The organism is Paractinoplanes ovalisporus (assembly GCF_016834655.1).
GTDB lineage: Bacteria > Actinomycetota > Actinomycetes > Mycobacteriales > Micromonosporaceae > Actinoplanes > Actinoplanes ovalisporus.
The window spans coordinates 1,035,058-1,052,034 of record NZ_JAENHP010000001.1 but is presented as its reverse complement, the minus strand read 5'-3'; the positions used below and the strand labels follow the sequence as shown (position 1 = coordinate 1,052,034).

At 70.1% G+C, this 16,977-nt stretch carries 16 protein-coding genes; 4 read left to right on the top strand and 12 right to left on the bottom strand.

Translation table 11 applies throughout. The annotated features are described in order from the left end of the window. Positions 1–26 precede the first annotated feature (26 nt). The 8 genes from JIG36_RS04775 to JIG36_RS04740 form a co-directional block, all read right to left on the bottom strand. A complete protein-coding gene (locus tag JIG36_RS04775) occupies positions 27–383 on the bottom strand; it encodes a cupin domain-containing protein (RefSeq protein ID WP_203374722.1) in 357 nt (118 codons plus the stop codon). Then, positions 380–1,456, bottom strand: coding sequence for an NAD(P)-dependent oxidoreductase (locus tag JIG36_RS04770; protein WP_236045522.1), 1,077 nt, complete (start codon positions 1,454–1,456; stop codon positions 380–382). Before JIG36_RS04770 ends, JIG36_RS04775 begins: the two co-directional genes overlap by 4 nt. Further along, entirely contained in the window at positions 1,456–2,376 is a 921-nt protein-coding gene (locus tag JIG36_RS04765) for an N-acyl homoserine lactonase family protein (protein WP_203374721.1), read from the bottom strand. The genes JIG36_RS04770 and JIG36_RS04765 overlap by 1 nt, the downstream gene beginning before the upstream one ends. Then, entirely contained in the window at positions 2,373–3,305 is a 933-nt protein-coding gene (locus tag JIG36_RS04760; protein ID WP_203374720.1) for a DUF6282 family protein, read from the bottom strand. Before JIG36_RS04760 ends, JIG36_RS04765 begins: the two co-directional genes overlap by 4 nt. A gap of 320 nt (positions 3,306–3,625) precedes the next feature. Further along, positions 3,626–4,693, bottom strand: coding sequence for an ABC transporter ATP-binding protein (locus JIG36_RS04755; protein ID WP_203374719.1), 1,068 nt, complete (start codon positions 4,691–4,693; stop codon positions 3,626–3,628). Beyond that, positions 4,690–6,384: an ABC transporter permease subunit gene (locus JIG36_RS04750; RefSeq protein WP_203374718.1), complete on the bottom strand. Its 1,695-nt coding sequence runs from the start codon at positions 6,382–6,384 to the stop codon at positions 4,690–4,692. Before JIG36_RS04750 ends, JIG36_RS04755 begins: the two co-directional genes overlap by 4 nt. A gap of 2 nt (positions 6,385–6,386) precedes the next feature. Further along, positions 6,387–7,442, bottom strand: coding sequence for an extracellular solute-binding protein (locus tag JIG36_RS04745; protein WP_203374717.1), 1,056 nt, complete (start codon positions 7,440–7,442; stop codon positions 6,387–6,389). 89 nt (positions 7,443–7,531) lie between these two features. Continuing rightward, positions 7,532–8,305, bottom strand: coding sequence for an IclR family transcriptional regulator (locus tag JIG36_RS04740; RefSeq protein WP_203374716.1), 774 nt, complete (start codon positions 8,303–8,305; stop codon positions 7,532–7,534). A gap of 205 nt (positions 8,306–8,510) precedes the next feature. Here JIG36_RS04740 and JIG36_RS04735 point away from each other — a divergent pair, with 205 nt between their 5' ends. After that, positions 8,511–9,350: an SDR family NAD(P)-dependent oxidoreductase gene (locus JIG36_RS04735; RefSeq protein WP_203374715.1), complete on the top strand. Its 840-nt coding sequence runs from the start codon at positions 8,511–8,513 to the stop codon at positions 9,348–9,350. Here the strand turns inward: JIG36_RS04735 and JIG36_RS04730 are convergent. The 3 genes from JIG36_RS04730 to JIG36_RS04720 form a co-directional block, all read right to left on the bottom strand. Next, positions 9,340–11,016 carry a thiamine pyrophosphate-binding protein gene (locus JIG36_RS04730; protein ID WP_203374714.1) on the bottom strand — a complete coding sequence of 559 codons (1,677 nt, stop codon included), beginning with the start codon at positions 11,014–11,016 and terminating at the stop codon, positions 9,340–9,342. The genes JIG36_RS04735 and JIG36_RS04730 overlap by 11 nt on opposite strands. Then, positions 11,013–11,420, bottom strand: a complete 408-nt coding sequence (locus tag JIG36_RS04725; RefSeq protein WP_203374713.1) for a carboxymuconolactone decarboxylase family protein — start codon at positions 11,418–11,420, stop codon at positions 11,013–11,015. Before JIG36_RS04725 ends, JIG36_RS04730 begins: the two co-directional genes overlap by 4 nt. Positions 11,421–11,488: 68 nt before the next feature. Then, the gene (locus tag JIG36_RS04720) at positions 11,489–12,160 is read right to left on the bottom strand and encodes a GntR family transcriptional regulator (RefSeq protein ID WP_203374712.1); all 672 of its coding nucleotides are present in this window, start codon (positions 12,158–12,160) and stop codon (positions 11,489–11,491) included. A gap of 98 nt (positions 12,161–12,258) precedes the next feature. Here JIG36_RS04720 and JIG36_RS04715 point away from each other — a divergent pair, with 98 nt between their 5' ends. From JIG36_RS04715 to JIG36_RS04705, 3 genes are read left to right on the top strand one after another with little or no spacing between them, the layout of a single operon-like run. Then, positions 12,259–13,032: an HpcH/HpaI aldolase family protein gene (locus JIG36_RS04715; protein WP_236045521.1), complete on the top strand. Its 774-nt coding sequence runs from the start codon at positions 12,259–12,261 to the stop codon at positions 13,030–13,032. A gap of 14 nt (positions 13,033–13,046) precedes the next feature. Further along, positions 13,047–13,964: a cupin domain-containing protein gene (locus JIG36_RS04710; protein WP_203374711.1), complete on the top strand. Its 918-nt coding sequence runs from the start codon at positions 13,047–13,049 to the stop codon at positions 13,962–13,964. Further along, the gene (locus JIG36_RS04705; RefSeq protein WP_203374710.1) at positions 13,961–15,406 is read left to right on the top strand and encodes a flavin-containing monooxygenase; all 1,446 of its coding nucleotides are present in this window, start codon (positions 13,961–13,963) and stop codon (positions 15,404–15,406) included. The genes JIG36_RS04710 and JIG36_RS04705 overlap by 4 nt, the downstream gene beginning before the upstream one ends. Positions 15,407–15,409: 3 nt before the next feature. On the opposite strand, the gene JIG36_RS04700 is transcribed toward JIG36_RS04705, so the two are convergent. Further along, positions 15,410–16,909 carry a diguanylate cyclase domain-containing protein gene (locus JIG36_RS04700; protein ID WP_203374709.1) on the bottom strand — a complete coding sequence of 500 codons (1,500 nt, stop codon included), beginning with the start codon at positions 16,907–16,909 and terminating at the stop codon, positions 15,410–15,412. Between the last annotated feature and the right edge of the window lie 68 nt (positions 16,910–16,977).

Genomic DNA, 16,977 nt, shown 5'->3' with positions numbered 1-16,977 from the left:
GCCGAGTCCGACGAACGCGATCGCTGTCATGCGACCTCCTCGGCCCAGTGCGTGGTGCCGAGCGAGACGGCCAGGTGGGTCATGACCGAGTCGGGGGCGGCGCCGTGCCAGTGCCGTTCCCCGGCCGGCACCCAAACGACATCGCCGGCCCGGATGACTTCCGGCTCGCCGCCTTCCGAGCAGACCAGCCCGCGCCCGGTCACCACTTGCAGAACCTGCCCGTGCTCGTGGCTGTGCCAGAACGTGCGGGCGCCCGGCGCGAAGGTCACCGAGGCGATGGTCGTGCCGTCGGTGGCGGGCAGCACCGGTTCGAACCACACCTGCCCGGTCACCGTCGCGCGCTGGTCAACCGGCCCGCGCTCGGACGAGTGGACAATCTTCATGACAGCTCCTTGTCGTCCGTCGAGATGTCACCGGTGGCGTCAGATGCTGGCGTGTCACCGGTGGCGTGAGCGGTCGCATTGTCACCGGTGGCGTCAGGTGCCGCCTTGTCACCGGTGACGTGAGAGGTCGCGTTGTCACCGGTGGCCTCAGGTGCTGGGGTGTTGCCGGTGACCTGAGGGATCACGTTGTCACCGGTGGCGTCGTGCAGGCGGACGCCGCCGGACAGGTCGCCGAGCGCGTCGACGACCGTGTTGCTGATCTGGTCGGCGTAACCGAGGGCGCGGGCCACGCCGAAACTGGCGAGCGGGCCGGCCGAGTTAGGGCTGGCCACGCCGAGGCGGGCCACCAGCTCGACGTACAAGTTGACGTCCTTGAGCATCAGCGTGTTGGTGAGCCCGCCCTTGAGATAGTCCCCGTGGATGATCTTCGGGAAGCGGTTCAGGGTGGCGAAGTTGACGCCGCTGCTCGCGTTGAGCACGGCCAGCAGCGTCTCCAGGTCGATCCCGGCCTTCTTCCCGGCCACCATCACCTCGGCCGTGGCCGACAGCGCGATCGCGTTGAGGAAGTTGTTGAGCAGCTTCACCGTGTGCCCGGCGCCGCTCGGCCCGCAGTGGAAGACGTTGCTGGAGAACAGATCCAGCACCGGCCGGGCCCGATCGAGCACGTCGGCCTCGCCGCCCACCATGAGTGTCAGCGCGCCCTTCTCGGCCGCCGCCGCGCCTCCGGAGATGCCCGCGTCCAGATAGGCGGCACCCTGGGCGGCGAGCCGTGAGTGGAGCCGCACGGTCGAGTCGGGCGCCGCGGTGGACAGGTCGACCACGATCAGGCCGGGCCGGGCGTGGTCCAACAGGCCGTCCGACATGACCGCCTCGACGACGCGGCTGTCGGGCAGCGACAGCAGCACGATGTCGCTGCCGTCCACCACCTCACCGATCGACGCCGCGGGCTTCGCGCCGGCCGCGGTGATGTTCTCCTCCCGGACGTCGTAGCCCAGAACCTCGTGCCCGGCCCGCACGACACAGGCGGACATGCGCCCGCCCATGTTCCCCAGCCCGACAAATCCGATCCGCATCAGCTCTCCTCTCCGAGCGCCGGCCAAGGCCCGGCGTCCGACGTGACACCGACGGCAAGCCCGGCGATCGGGGTGTCACCGGTGGCAAGGACGGGCCCGGCGATTGGCGTGTCACCGGTGACAGGCGCCAGACCGGGAACGGCGCCGATCGTGGCCGCGAGGCCGGCCAGCGCGCCGCCGACCGGGGTGAAACGGTCCAGCGTCGCCGGGTCGTGGCCCGACACCACGTGGTCCACATCCATCGAGCGGATCCGGTCGAACGCCTCGTACATGGCGACCAGATCGGCCACCTGGGTGAACGGCATGTTCCGGTCGAGTTCCTCGTAGTAGTGCACGGCGTCGGACGCCAGCAGCACTCGGCCTTCGCTCGTGTCAACGGTGACAACGCTCTGGCCCGGTGTGTGCCCGCCGACGCGCAGCACCCGTACGCCCGGCGCGAGTTCCAGCTCGGAGTCGAAGGTCCGCAGGCGTCCCTCCCGCGAGATCTGGCGCAGGTGGTCGATCTCGCCGTCCTCGACCGAGTGGTGCACGAGCGTGCGGTGCGCGTACGGGCCGGTCCAGAAGCCGTACTCGGCCGCCGCGATCGTCACCGGTGACATGGGGAAGAGGTCGAGGTTGCCGATGTGGTCGTAGTGGGCGTGCGTCACCACGACCGGTGGCCCGGCCGCCCGGTCGATCCCGAGCGCGTCGAACGCGGCCGCCGGCTCGATCAGCGTGGTGCGCTTGCGGTTGGCGCCGCCCAGAGCCGAGAAACCGGTGTCCACCACGATCGTGTGCGAGGCGTTGCGGACGACCCAGAAGTAGTAGTCCATGCCGATCGGGCCGTCCGGCTCGCCGTACAGGTGGTAATTGAGATAGACGTCGCTGCGCACGGTCTGCCGGGTCCCGTACTTGACGATCGTCACCTGATAGGGGCTCACGGCAGCAACAGCTGGCCGGCGGTCGTGCCGGTCAGGCGCCGGATGTCGTCCTCGGCCAGGCCGGCGTCGATCAGCGCGCGGACACCCCGGCGGAACAGCGTCACCGGCAACGGGTTGTTCTTCTGGCCCGAGTCCGACGACAGGATCGTCCGCTCGATGCCCACCTCCTTGATGAAGGTGAGCAGCTCGTCGAGGTCGCGCCGGCGTTCCTCGCGGCCGAAGTACATGACGATGCAGTGCTCGATGGTGACGCCCTTGCGGGCCCACGCCACGGCCTGCTCGATCGAGGCCCCCACGACGAAGATGGGGTGGTTGACCACGATCCGGCTCACGCCCTCCTCGAGCGCGGCGTCGATCAGCGCCGACGACTCCTCGACGCCGAGGTGCCCGCAGGTGAGCACGGCGTCCTCGGCGGCGATGACCGACAGGATGTCGCGCACCTCGGGCCGCACGGCCCCGCGGTCGTCCAGGATCGTGATGATCTCGTTGGGGCGCAGGTCGACCTCGGGGGTCGGGAAACCGGTGTCATGGTGCTGGTGGTGGGTGACGTGGGCGTTGGAGGAGAGCGTGGGGAACCACACCATGCGCCCGCCCATCCGCAGCGCGAGCTCGACCGCGTACGGGTTGAGGCCCCCGACCGTCCGGTTGAGCGCGACCCCGCCGTAGACCTCGGTCGACAGCTCGGCCAGCCCGGCCGAGCGCAGCGCCAGGATGTCGGTGACCATGCTGTGGTGATGCGACTTGGCCACGATCGCGCGGAAACCCGCGTCCGAGGCGTCACGCGCCGCGTCCAGGATGCTCATCCGCCGCGGGAACGGGCTGGGTCCGGGGTGCTGGTGCAGATCGACCGCGCCGATCAGCAGGCTGTCGGCCTGCTCGTCGGGCTGCCGGTTGTCGGATTCGGTGGTGAAACCGTAGTCGACGTTCATGGGTTCCTCACTCGCAGGAAGGCGCTGGCGGAGCGCGCGAAAGACGCTGGTGGTGCGTGCGCACAGACGCTGGTGGTGCGTGCGCACAGGCGCTGGTGGTGCGTGCGCAGAGACGCTGGTGGTGCCTACGCCAAGGCGCTGGTGGTGCCTACGCCAAGGCGCTGGTGGTGCCTACGCCAAGGCGCTGGTGGTGCCTACGCATAGACGCTGGTCGAGCGTGCACAAAGACGCTGGTGGTGCTTGGCCAAGGCGCTGGTGGAGCGTGCGCAAAGGCGCTGGTTGAGCGCGCAGAAACGCGCTGGTGGAGCGCGCGGGACGGCTTACTCGCTCACCAGGACCTGGTCTTCGGGCCGCCAGTGGGCGACCACCCGCGCGCCGGGACTGATCTCGGCCGGGGCGCCGACGGGCAGCACCGCGCAGCCGACGGAGTCGTCGGCGAAGGCCAGTTCGATGCGGTAGTACGTGCCGTAGAAGGAGACGTCGGTGACCGCGGCCGGAGCGACGTTGCTCCCGGCGGGCACCGACGTCTCGTCAAGGGCGACCCCGAGGCGCTCGGGCCGGACGATCAGGGCCTGTCCCTCGCCACCGCCGCCGGGCGAGACAGCCCACTTGCGGTCGTGCCACTCGTAGACGTCGGAGGCCGCGAGATAACGGCCCGCGAACACATTGGACTCGCCGAGGAACCGCGCCACGAACGTCGTGTTGGGCCGGTGGTAGAGCTCGGTCGGCGTGCCCACGGCGACGATCCGGCCCTGGTCGAAGATGGCGATCCGGTCGGACAGGGTCATCGCCTCGTCCTGGTCGTGCGTGACGAACACGAACGTCAGGCCCAGTTCGTCGTGCAGGCGCTTGATCTCCCGCTGCAACGACTGCCGCAGCTTGCGGTCGAGCGCGCTCAACGGCTCGTCGAGCAGCAGCAGGTTGGGGGAGAAGACGACTGCGCGGGCCAGGGCGACGCGTTGCTGCTGACCGCCGGAGAGCTCGTGCGGGCGGCGATGGCCCATCCCGCCCAGGTCGACCAGGTCGAGGGCCTCCCGCACGAGCTTGTCGGTCTCGGCGGCCGCAACCTTGCGTTCGCGCAACGGGAATGCCACGTTCTGCGCCACGGTGAGGTGGGGGAAGAGCGCGTAGTTCTGGAACACCATGCCGAAGTTGCGCTTGTGGGCCGGCGTACGGGAAATGTCGTTGCCGTTGAGCTCGATGCGCCCCGAGGTCGGGTCGGTGAAGCCCACGATCATGTTGAGCGTCGTGGTCTTGCCGGAACCGCTCGGGCCGAGCAGCGTGATGAACTCACCCGGCCGGATGTCGAGGTCGACGTGGTCGACGGCGGGATCACCGGTGCCGTACTGCTTGGTCAGGCCGATGAGTTGAACTCGGGCGCCGGTCATCGGGACCTCCGCTTTCGTGCTCCCGCGAGCTGTGCGAGCAGGATGGGCACACTGACAAGGACAACCATCAGGCTCGACGCGGCCGAGATGGTCGGGTCGATCTGGACGGTGATGCTGTTGAACATCTGGACCGGCAGCGTGATGGCGCCGGGCGCCTGCAGGAACAGCGCGATGACGACCTCGTCGAGCGAGCTGACGAAGGCCAGCACCGCGCCCGAGAGGATGCCCGGCAGCACGAGCGGCAGGGTCACCCGCCGGAAGGCCGACACCGGGCCGGCGCCCAGGCTCGCCGCCACCGCGGGCAGCCGGGCGTCCATGCCCTGCAGCCGCGCGGTCACCGCGATCACGACGAACGGCAGCGCCATCGCGGTGTGGGCGAGGATGATGCCGAACAGCGTGCCGTTGAGGCCGAGCTGCAGGAAGGCCGAGAACACGACGAGCGCGACCAGGATGTGCGGCACGATCATCGGTGACAGCAGGAAGCCGTTGACCGCGCCCCGCCAGCGCGGTTGCAGGCGGGCCAGGCCGAACGCGGCCATCGTGCCCAGCACCGTGGCGAGGACCGAGACGTAGAGCCCGACCTGCACCGTGTTGAGGATGGCGGCGGTCCAGTCGGGCGAGGTGAACAGGTTCTCGTACCAGCGCAGGGACCAGTTGTCGGGCGGGAACCGGAACGTCTCGGCGTCGGAGAAGCTCATCGGCAGCACCACGAGCGTCGGTGCGACCAGGACGACGGCGGTGATGGTCGTGTGGATGCGCAACCACGGGCGTACGGGAGAGGAGCCTTCCGCCGCCGACCGCGAGGGCTGGCCCCCGGCCGCCGTCACCGCCGCGTTCTGACCGGCCAGGCGGCGGCTGAGTCCCAGCACCACCAGCGTGACGACGAGCAGGAACATGCCCATCGCGCCGGCGCCGCCGAAGTCCAGCAGCTCCTTGGCCCGCACGTTGATGACCTGCGCGATCATCGCGCTGCGGGTCGAGCCGAGCAGCGCCGGCGTGACGTAGAAACCGAGCGCCAGCACGAAGACCAGCGACATGCCGGCGACCACACCGGGGGTGGAGAGCGGCAGATAGACGCGGCGGAAGGCCCGCGACCGGGGCGCGCCCAGGCTCTGGCCGGCGGCGACCAGGCGGCCGTCGATCTGCGACATCGCGCTGTACATGGGCAGCACCAGGAACGGCAGCAGCACCTGGGTCATCGAGATGCCGACGGCCAGCGGGGTGCCGAGCAGCCGGACGTCGCCCAGCCCGAACGGTTTCAGGATGGTCTGCACCAGGCCGCCGTCCTGCAGCAGCACCAGCCACGCGAAGTTGCGGGCCAGCATGCTCGTCCAGAACGGCACCAGCACCACGGTCACCAGCACGGCTCGCATCGTCGGGCCGACCAGTGTCATCGCGTACGCGTAGGGATAGGCCAGCAGCAGCCCGGCCACCGACACGATCAGCGCGATGACCAGCGTGCGCCCCAGCACCCGCAACGTGTAGCCGTCGGTGAACAGTGAGGCGTAGTTGCCCAGCCCGGTCTCCGGCTCGGTGAAGCTGTCGATCACGAGGCTGGCCAGCGGCAGGACGAACAACACGACCAGCGCGATCAGAGCCGGAGCGAGGGAGAGCCAGCCGGAGGAGCGCCGGGCCGCGGTCTTGGCGACAGCGGGGGCCGGCGTCTCCCGGGTGGCTGTGTCGACAGCCATGGTCAGCCGACCTTCCAGCTGGTCCAGCGCTTCACGAGCGCGTCGGTGTTGTCGATCCACCACTGCTTGTCCTGCTCGAGCGTGCGGCCGCGGTCAGGCAGGAACGCGTTGAACTTCTTCTGCTCCTCGGTGTAACCGACCGAGTTGAGGTCGATCTCGGGCCGCGACGGGGCGGTTCCGGTGAGCTTCGCGTACGCGATGGACTGCTCGGGCTCGGTGACGAACGCGAGCATCTCCTGCGCCAGTTCCTTGTGCGGCGCGCCCTTCGGGATGACCAGCGCCCCGATGTCGGTGGTGTTGAAGTCCCACACGGGTACGAGGTTGGCCCCGCTCTGCGCCGACACGATCGTGCGGGCCGTGACCGTGAGGACCATGCTGGCCTGCTTGTCGACCATCATCTGCTGGATCGCGCCGTAGCTGGGCGCGAAGACCAGCGAGTCCTTGATGGTGTCGATCTTCTTGAACGCGCGGTCGAGGTCGAGCGGGTAGACCTGGTCGGGCGCCACCCCGTCGGCGACGAGCGCGGCCTCGAACAGGCCGGCTTTCGGGTAGTCGTAGACGACCCGCTTGCCCGGGAACTTCTTGGTGTCGAAGAAGTCGTCGATCTTGGTGGGCTTGTCGCCGGGGTAGAGGTCGGCGTTGTAGCTGAACAGGTTGGCGTAGCGGTAGGTCGGCACGAAGCAGTCACCGGTGGTGCCCTCGGGGAACTTGCTGCGGTCGAGCGCCGGGTTGTCCAGCTTCTCGAACAGCTCGCCGCAGTAGGCGCCGGCGTAGATCCAGCTCATGTTGGCCAGATCCCAGATCGTCTTGCCGGACTTCACCATCGTACGGACCTGGGCCTGCTCGGCCGGGCTGATGTTGGTGAACTTGGTGCCGGTCTTGGTGGTGAACGGGACCTGGAGGGCGTTCTTCTCGTCCTCCTGGAACTGGCCACCGGTGCTGGCCCAGGTGAGCGCCTTCTCGTCGGCGCCACCGCCGCCCGAGTCACCGCCCACCCCGCAGGCCGAGATCACGAGGGTGGCGGCCGCTATCGTCGCGAGAAATCGGTATGTCTTCATGGTTATCGCCTTCTCTTCTTCGAGAATCCGCGCACGATGAACAGGGACGGTGTGAGCCGTCCGGTGCTGGCTATGGGGTTTCACGTTGCTCAGTCGAGCGGACTGACCATCCGCCGGCTGATCGTCTCGGCGCCCGCCAGCAGTGCGCGGGCGACGTCGCTGTCGGTTCCCTCGGGTACGAACTGGGCGATGTCGACGGCCGCGAGCGTCGCCACGACCTGACCGCCCGGGTCGCGGACGACGGTCGACACGGCGCTGATGCCGTTCTGCGGGCTGCCCCGGAAGGCGATCCCGGTGCGGCGGACCTCCTCGAGCTCCGCGCCGGTCGCGTTGACCGGCGGGGCATCCTCGCGGAAGCGGTAGTAGGAGTCGTTGCGGAAGGCCCAGAAGGCCATGGTCTGGGCGGCGTCGGGGCCGAGGTGGCTGCCGACCGCTATCGACACGTGCGCCGTACGGCTGTTGTCCTCGCGCACCTGGGCCACCACGGGGCAGGAGCCGTTCCAGACGCTGAGCACGATGGTGAGCCGCACCCGGTCGCAGATGTCGTCCATGACCGGGCCGGCCAGGTCGAGCACCCCGAGCCGGGACAGGGCCATGGTGCCCAGTTCGGCCAGCAGCACCCCGAACTCGTACTGGTTGCGGTCTCGGCGCTGCAGGAGACCGTGGTTCTCCATCGAGGCCAGGTAGCGGTGGGCGGTGGACTTGCCGACGCCCAGTTCCTCGGCGGCCGACACCAGGTCGATGGTGTCGTGGGCCGCGAGCAGTCGCAGCAGCTGGACCACCCGGGCGACCACCTGGAGGTCGCCGCTGGCGATCTCGAGCCCGTCGGCCGCGGCGCGCGGACCTCGCGAAGCGCTCGTCATAGGTCCTCCTTGATGCGTCCCGCATTTCGGGGTGGCCGTCCGTGTATCCGGTACCGAGGAGGTTAGGTGATCCATCCCGCGACATGTCAAGGTCCTTGAGTGATTTCCTGTCGACTACTCGCAAGTTAAATCTCGGCGGTGACAGCATTGTACGATTGACATACAATCCTTGACCAGCGTGAACGGGATCGACGGAGGTGGAGACATGCGCGGACTCGCGGGCAAGGTCGCTGTGGTGACCGGTGCGGCGGGCGGGATCGGGGCCGCCACGGCCCACCGGCTGGCGTCCGAGGGCGCGCACGTGGTCGCCGTCGACCTCGACGAGGAGCGCGTGCGCAAGGTCGCCGAGTCGTTGCCCACCGAGGGCCTGGGGGTGGCCGCCGACGTGTCGGCCGAGGAGGGCGTGGACGCCTATCTGCGGGCCGCCGCCGACCGGTTCGGCCGCGTCGACCTGCACCACCTCAACGCCGGCATCCCCGGCTCGTTCGCCGCCCTGCCCGAGCTGACGGCGGCCGAGTTCGACCGGGTCATGGCGGTCAACGTCCGCGGCGTCTTCCTCGGGGTGCGGGGGGCCTTCCGCCGGTACGCCGCACAGGGCACCGCGGGCAACATCGTGATCACGGGTTCGATCGGCAGCCTGCGCGGCAGTGCCGACCTGCTCGCCTACCAGACCTCCAAGCACGCCGTGGTGGGCATTCTGAAGGGCGCCGCCATGTACGGGGGCCCCTTGGGCGTACGGGTGAACGCGGTCGCCCCCGGCATCGTGCCGACCGACCTGTTCGCCGCGACGCCCGATGTCACCGGTGGCAAGGACGACATGTCGGTGCGGGCGAGCAGCACGCCGCTGCGCCGGGCGGGCACGGGCGACGACGTCGCCGGGGTGGTGGCGTTCCTCCTCAGCGACGACGCCGCCTATATGACCGGCGAGCTGGTCTCGGTCGACGGCGGGGCGAGCATCGTCAGCACGGTCCGGCCCTCGGGCGGGGCGGGCGCGTGGGACTTCGCCGCCTACGACGAGTCCCTTTACGGGCGCCCTACGAGCTGACCGGCAGCGGCGCCACCACGCCGATGTCGGTGTGCACGTCGATCACGACCGGGCGGCCCGCCTCCAGCGCGCGATTCAGCGCCGGCGCGAGGTCGCCCGGCTTGTCGACGCGGATCCCCAGCGCGCCCATGCCCTCGGCGATCCGGGCGAAATCAACGTCCTCGTACGTCCACAGCTCGCGCGACTTGTCGGTGGGCCGCCCGCCGTACGCCCGCTCGAAACCCCGCTTGCTCTGGTTGCCGCCATGGTTGTTGTTCACCACCGTGATCAGGTTGACCCTCCGGCGTACGGCGGTCTCGATCTCCCCGAGGTGGTAGTAGAGCCCGGCATCGCCGGTGAACACGACAACCGGCCTCTCCGGCGCCGCGCACTTGGCGCCCACGCCGGCGCAGAACGCCCACCCGAGATGGCCCGCGCTGCGCAGATAGCTCTGAGCGGGTGACGTGACGTCGTGGAACTGGGCCATCCACATGCCCGCGTGGCCGGTGTCGGCGACCAGCACCGCGTCGCCCGGCAGGCCGGCGGTCAGCTCGCCCGCGATGCGCTCGGGCCGGATCGGCACCGCGTCGCTCGTCAGCACCTCGCGATAGCGGCTGCGCCAGGCGGCCTTGAGGTGGTCGACCTCGGCCCGCCATTCCGCGCGATCCGGCGGTGTCTCCGCCAACGCCAGCATCCGGGCCAGGGCCAGCCTCGCGTCGGCGGCGACGAAGGCCCGCAACGGGTAGTTGAGCCCGAGATGCGACGGCTCGATGTCGATCTGCACGGCCGGCGTGCCCTCCGGTGGCACCGCCCAGAAATGCGTCGTCATGCCGCCGGTCGCGGTGCCCACGAAGCACACCAGATCGGCCCGCGCGACCACCTGGTTGGCGCACTCACGCGAGTACGAGCCGACCACGCCCACCGACAGCGGATGCGTGCCGGGAATCGTGTCCTTGCCGTTGGCCGAGGTCGCGACCGGGATGCCCAGCGCCTCGGCCAGAGCGACCAGTTCGGCGCCGGCCCGCGACTGCCGCACCCCGCCGCCGGCCACGATGACCGGACGTACGGCCGCGTTCAGCAGCCCCAGCACCGTCCGTACGCTCTCGTCGTCCGGCGCCGGACGGATCGCCGGCACCCGGGCGAACGCCGGCTCCACAACGGCTTCGGCGTCCGTCTCGTCGGCGTCGAGCTGGCCCTCGTTGCCGCGGATCTGCAGATGCACCGGCCCCGGGGCGCCGGTGGTGGCGACCCGGAACGCCTGCCGCAGCATGTCGGGCAGGCGGCCGGCGTCGTCGACGACCGCGTTGAGTTTGGTGACCGGGTCGAACGCGGGCCGGTCGTCGACCTCCTGGTAGACCCGGCGGAACTGGGTCGCGGGGGAGCGGCCCCCGGTGAGGGCGATGACCGGGGCGCCGGCCAGGAACGGCTCGCGCAACCCGGCCGCGAGGTTCAGGGCGCCGACCACCTGGGCCGCCGCCAGCCCGGGGCGCCCGGAGACGCGGGCGTAGCCGTCGGCCATGTAGGCGGCCGCTTTCTCGCCGTGGGTGACCACCCGCTCGATGTGCGGGTGGTGCCGCTCCAGCTCGGCCAGGGTGCGGCGCAGGATCGCCGGGACGAGGAACAGGTGGGAGACGCCGTAGCCGTCGAGCATGTCCGCGACGACGTGGGCGCCGGTGCGCCCGCTCATCCGGCGGCTATCGGGGCCGGTTCGTTCTCCTGCTTCCACTCCTGGATGGCCTTCTCGGCCAGCCGGAACGACTCCAGGGCGGCGGGCGCCCCGCAGTAGGCGGCGGTCTGCAGCAGGACCTCCTGGATGTCGGCCTCGCTGCAGCCGTTGTTCAGCGCGCCCCGCACATGCACCGAGAACTCGTGCGGGCGGTTGAGCGCGGTCAGCATCGCCAGGTTCAGCAGGCTGCGCGTACGCCGGTCGAGGCCTTGGCGCGACCACACGTCGCCCCAGCAGCTGGCGGTGACGTACTCCTGTACGACCCGGGTGAACTCGGTCGCGCGCAGCATCGACCGGTCGACGTGTGCGTCCCCGAGGACTTCACGCCGTACCCGGTTGCCGCGCTCGAGCCTGCTCTCGTCCATGAACCGCTCCTGTCTCAAGCCGTGATGGGCAGGGACAGCGTACGACGGTCATACAATCTTGAGAAGGATCAGTCTTGCTCGGAGAGGGCCTGCAGGCCCGCCAGCCCGGCCTGCTCGACGTGGCGCGCGCAGGCCGCGGCGGCGGCGTCGGGGTCGTTGTTGTCGACCGAGCGGACGATCGTGCGCAGCTCCTCGACGCTGTGGTCGAGGCGGCCGGGCACGGTCATCGACAGCGAGCGCAGCACGCTCACCCGCGCGTGCAGGCCGGCCGCGACCTGCTTGAGCGCCTCGTTGCCGCCGCCGTCGAAGAGCACGTCGTAGAAGGCGTCCTTGGCGGCGAGGATCGGCTGGCCGCGGTCCTTGAGCCGCTCGATCTTCTCGAGCGCGCGGGCCAGGGCCCGGCGGTGGGCCGCGTCGGCATTTTCCACGAAAAGCCGGCCGGCCAGCGCCTCGAGCGCCGAGCGCACCTGGTAGAGCTGGCGGGCCTCTTCGGCGCTGACGCTGGTGACCACCGTGCCCTTGTTGGGGATCGCGGTGACCAGGCCCTCGGCGGCGAGTTCGCGCAGTGCCTCGCGGACACTGGTGCGCGAGACGCCGGTCAGTTCGACCAGTTCCCGTTCGATCAGCCGTTGACCCGGGGCCAGCCGGCGGTCGATGATCGCTTGCCGGAGGTTGTCCGTCACCTGCGAGCGGATCAGGGCCGGAGCCCGCTCGACGCGCAACCCGTTCGTCTGACTCACGGCGTCTCCTTGTGTGTTTGTCAGACATCCTATCGTGGCGCAGGATCGTATGACGATGTTACAATTTCACGACCCAAAACCCCTCGTGAGGAGCGTCCATGGCGCGGTTGGGTTTCGCTCGCAGACTGGCCGAGGCCGACCGGTGCCTGATCGGCACCTGGCTCAAGATCCCGGCCCTGGAACCGGTGGAGATCCTGGCCGACGCCGGCTTCGACTACATCGTGATCGACCAGGAACACGCCCCGCTGACCCTCGAGTTCGCCTACCAGGCGACCGTGGTGGCACAGGGCGCGGGCCTGTCCGTCATCGTGCGGGTGCCCGACCGCAGCGGCAGTCACCTGCAGCGGCTGCTCGATTCGGGCGTCGACGGCATCCTGGTTCCGCGCGTGACCACGGTCGAGGAGGCGACCTCGTCCGTACGGGGAATGGTCTTCTCGCCCGCCGGTGACCGCGGCCTCGGCACCACCTCGCGCGCCGGCCGCTGGGGTGGCCTGCCCCGCGAGGAATATCTGCGCTTCGGCGACGAGGAGGTGATGCGCGCGGTCCAGCTCGAGGAGCGCGCCGCCCTCGAACGGGTCGACCAGATCCTCGACGTGCCCGGCCTCAACGGCGTCTTCCTCGGCATGGGCGACCTCGGCCTGTCCTCCGGGCTGCCCGCCTCCGACCCGTCCATCCAGAAGCTTGTCGACGGGCTGCTCGACGCGGCCCGGGTCCGCGGCATCCCGGCCGGCACCGCCGTGCAGACGCCGGAACAGGCCCGCCAGGCCGCCGGCCGCGGCTACTCCTACGTGATGGTCAGCAACGACACCAGCCTCCTCCGGTCCGCCGCGACGTCCACCGTCGCCGGCTTCCACGGCTCCCTCGGCTCATAAGGAGAGACCCCCTCATGGCGTTCGATTCCACCGATCTGCGCTCCACCCTGCCGTCGGCCGCCGCCGCGGCGCCGACCCCCGAGCGGTTCTCCGGCGCCGAGCACGTCCAGTTCGGCGACCTCGCCCCGGCCGAGAAGGGCGACGGCGTCTCGACCTGGTACGCCCGCGGGCAGAACTTCGTGGTCGGCTACTCCGAGCTCGACGGCACGGCCACGTTCAGCCGCACCGGCCAGCCCGACGAATATGTGGTGCTGCTGGCCGACGCCACGCTCAGCGCCACCGTCGGCGACGTGACGGCCTCGGGCCAGACGATGATCGTGGTGCCGCCCGGCGACAGCACCGTGACCGTGACCGGCCAGGGCCGCGTGATCCGCCTGCTCACCACGCAGTCGGCCGACATCGCCGCCCTGGCCGCCAATGCCGCCTCCTACGACGAGCGTCACGAGAACATCGCGCCGTACGAGCCGTGGCCCGAGCCGGTCGGGGGTTACCGCGTACGCACCTATGACCTGACCGTCGAACCGTTGAAGAACCCGCCGTTCCGCCTCTATCGGTGCACCACGTTCATGGTGAACTTCATCGACCCCAAGCAGGGTCCGCGTGACCCGTCGAAGATGTCCCCGCACAAGCACGACGACTTCGAGCAGTGCTCGATCGTGCTGGAGGGCGAATACATCCACCACATCCGCTGGCCCTGGACGACCAACAAGGCGAACTGGCGGGAGGACGAGCACCAGCGCGTGGCGGCGCCCTCGGTCACGGTGATCCCGCCGCCGTCGCTGCACACGAGCGAGGCCGTCAGCCCGGGCACCAACCACCTCATCGACGTGTTCTGCACGCCCCGGTTCGACTTCTCGGCCATGGACGGCTGGGTCTTCAACGCCGCCGACTACCCCGCCCCCTCCGCTCCTTCCGCTCAGTCCGCCTCGTGAAGCCGCTTCGCGTCGCCATCATCGGCGCCGGCATGGGCGGCATCGCGGCCGCGGTCAAGCTGCGCCGCCTGGCCGGTGTCGAGTTCGTCATCTTCGAGCAGTCGGCCGGCGTCGGCGGCACCTGGTTCGACAACCGCTATCCCGGGTGCGAGGTCGACGTGCACTCGCACGCCTACTCGTTCTCCTTCCTCAAGTACGACTGGAAACGCACCCACGCGACCCAGCCCGAGCTTCTCGCGTACGCCGAACACGTGGTCGACCACTTCGGGCTGCGACCCCACCTGCGCCTCGACACCCGCGTGACCGACCTGGTGTGGGAGGAGTCGACGTCGACCTACACACTGTCCACCTCGGATGGTGAGAGCGCCGAGTTCGACGTCGTCGTGTCGGCGCTGGGGCTGCTCAGCGTGCCGCGCTATCCCGAGTGGCCGGGCCTGGAAACGTTTGCCGGGCCGTGCTTCCACACCTCGCGCTGGGAGGAGCACGACCTGGCCGGCAAGAACGTGGCCGTGGTCGGAACCGGCTCGACGGCGGTGCAGATCGTGCCCGCGATCGCGCCGATCGCCGCGAAGGTGCACGTCTTCCAGCGCGAGCCGGGCTGGATCGAACCCAAGAACGAGCGCGAATACAGTCCTCGCGAACGGGCGTTCTTCCGTACGGTGCCGTTGGCCCAGCGCCTCAACCGGGCCTGGATCTTCCACAAGGGCAACCGGCGGTTCAAGGGCTACGACGTGGGCTCGCGGCGTCAGGGGCGGATGCGCGCGCTGTGCGAGGGATTCATCGCGGGCAGCATCACCGACCCGGCCACGCGCGCCGCCGTCACCCCCGGCTACCCGTGGGGCTGCAAGCGGCCGGTGCTCTCGTCGACGTTCTATCCGGCCCTCAACCGTGACAACGTCGAGCTCGTGCCGCACGCGGTGACAACCGTTTCCCCGTACGGCGTGGTGGACGCGACCGGGAAAGCCCGTGACATCGATGTCCTGATCCTCAGCACCGGGTTCCAGCCGACGAAGTTCCTCGCGAGCCTCGACGTCAAAGGCCGCGACGGCCGCAGCATCCACGACGTGTGGCGTGAGCGGGCCAGCGCGTTCCTGGGCATCACGGTGCCCGGCTTCCCCAACTTCTTCATGCTCTACGGCCCCAACACCAACGGCGGGGTCTCGGTCATCGCCCAGCTCGAACGGCAGGCCGAGGTCATGGTGCGGGCCGTACGGCGGATGCGACGCGACCGCCGGGCCGTCGACACCTCGCCCGACGCCGCCCGGCGCTTCGTGGCGTGGGTCGACAAGCGGCTGGCGACCAGCGCCTCGGCGATGAACTCAGGCTGCCACAACTACTACCACGACCCGTCGGGGCACAACGTGACGCAGTGGCCGGCCGGTCACCTCGCCTACGCGGTCGCCACGCGGGTCATCGACCGGCTCGGGTTGCGGGCTCGCTGAGGTTCACCGACCGGCTTGGGCTGGGGCTGGGGCTGTGGGCTTGCTGAGGCGCCAGTCGTTCTTGCCGGCCGACTTCACGGCGTACATGGCCGCGTCGGCCCGGCGCAGCAGCTCGGCCGCCTCGGGGGCCTCGCTGACGAAGGCGACGCCGATGCTGGCGCCCACCCGGGCCGTGTGCCCGTCGAGGACGACCGGCTCGGCGACGGCCGTCACCAGCCGGTCGGCGATCTCCGCGGCCGGGCCGTCGGTCAGCACCACGAACTCGTCGCCTCCGAGCCGGCAGACGGTGGCGCCGGGCGCCGTCGCCAGCAGCCGGGCGGTGACCTCGCTCAGCAGCCGGTCGCCGCCGTGGTGGCCGAGCGTGTCGTTGACCGCCTTGAAGCCGTCGAGGTCGATCAGCAGCAGCGCGGTGTCGGCGCCGGTCTCGTGATACCGCCGCACGGCCTCGTCGGCCCGGCGGACGAACTGGGCCCGGTTGCCGAGCCCGGTCAGCTCGTCGTGCCACGCCTGGTGCTGCAACTGTTCGGTGAGCACCCGGTTCTCGGCGAGCAGCCGGTTGTTCTCGCGCAGGGCCGCGAACTGGCGGGCCGTCACGAGACACAGCGCCGCGCCCACACCGGCCAGCACACCCAGCCGGCGCCACTCCAGACCGGGGGAGACCACGAGCAGCAGCAGACCGAAGGCCGCGGCCGAGGCGGCGTACGGAAGGACGGTGAACTGACGGCTGCGGCGCGGGAGCTCGTCCGAGCCGGTGAGCGTGGCCTCGTACTGCCACCGCGCCCCGGCCAGGCTGATCAATTGTGCCGAGAGCAGCAACACGGTCGAGGCCATCGGCACCCCGCCCGGATCGCCGGGCAGGGCGGTGGCCAGTCCGGAGAGCGCGATGGTGACGATATAGCTGATCAGGGTGGGCCGGATCAGAAGCCGGGCGCCCGAGAACGCGACGCGCAGCACGCCGAACCCGGCGACCATGACCATCACCGGCAGGGCGAGAGCGTCGGACAACCAGAGCAGGCCGTCGCCCGGCGTCCAGCGTGAGCTGACCGTGAAGTACCAGATGAACGAGGCCGCGCCGAGCAGCACGATGCCGATGTCGAGGCCGACCTGCAGGCGTTCGGAGCGGGTGCGCGTGACCGTCGGATAACGGAAGACGGCGTACAGGATGAGCAGGCCCGCAAGGGGATAGACGAGCTGGGCGCCGTACATCGGGACCTCGCGCCCGCTGACCGCGGTGACGAGCAGGCTGGCGAGGTCGACGGCCATGCCGAGCGCGTACGCCGCCATGGCCCAGACCATGCCGGCCCAGAACCGGGCGGTCGGCCGCGCGAGCCCGGGAACCCGGCCGGTGCGGTGGAACATGACGGTCAGGGCCACGATCAGGAGCAGGTCGACCAGCACGATGACCGGGTTGGCCAGGCCGGCCGGCAGCACGATACCCGCGAGCACGGCCACGGCGGCCGCCACTGCGCCCGCGGGCAGCAGCCCGGTGATGCCGTTCTTCATTCCCCGCCCTCAGCCAGTCCGGTGTCCGGAGGGGCTTATCGGCGCGGCGCGGGACGATCTGAGTCCGG